This window comes from Photorhabdus sp. RM71S (assembly GCF_042879355.1).
Classification (GTDB): domain Bacteria; phylum Pseudomonadota; class Gammaproteobacteria; order Enterobacterales; family Enterobacteriaceae; genus Photorhabdus; species Photorhabdus kayaii.
Genome location: NZ_JBHFKV010000247.1, coordinates 1 through 305, shown reverse-complemented (window position 1 = coordinate 305; position 305 = coordinate 1). Strand labels below are relative to the sequence as shown.

Below are 305 nucleotides of genomic sequence, written 5' to 3'. Positions count from 1 at the left end.
GGCCAGTGTTGCCGCCGGGCTGGTCGGGATAGCGTGCTGTTGCTGCAACCAGTCGAACCACAGGCGTAAGGCGCGCAGGCGTCGGCGCTGACTGTCCGGCGGGTAGGGCTGGCCGTTGGCCTTGCGGTACCGGGCCAGATATTGCTGCCAGTTTTCCAGTAACGGCCCGGTGACCTGTGAAGCTGACAGGATGTCCTGTTCCTCACACCAGTTGACGAACGGTGACAGCCGTTCATGACGGGCGGACTGGCTCTTTTGACTCGCCCCCTGCAACAGCAGGGTATCCAGATACGCGTCCAGATGCT

Annotated in this window: 1 protein-coding gene; it reads right to left on the bottom strand. The window is 62.6% G+C overall.

All coding sequences use genetic code 11. The features are described 5' to 3' along the window. A partial coding sequence (locus ACGF5R_RS24745) for a site-specific integrase (RefSeq protein WP_387693295.1) occupies positions 1 to 305 on the bottom strand: 305 nt, incomplete at both ends.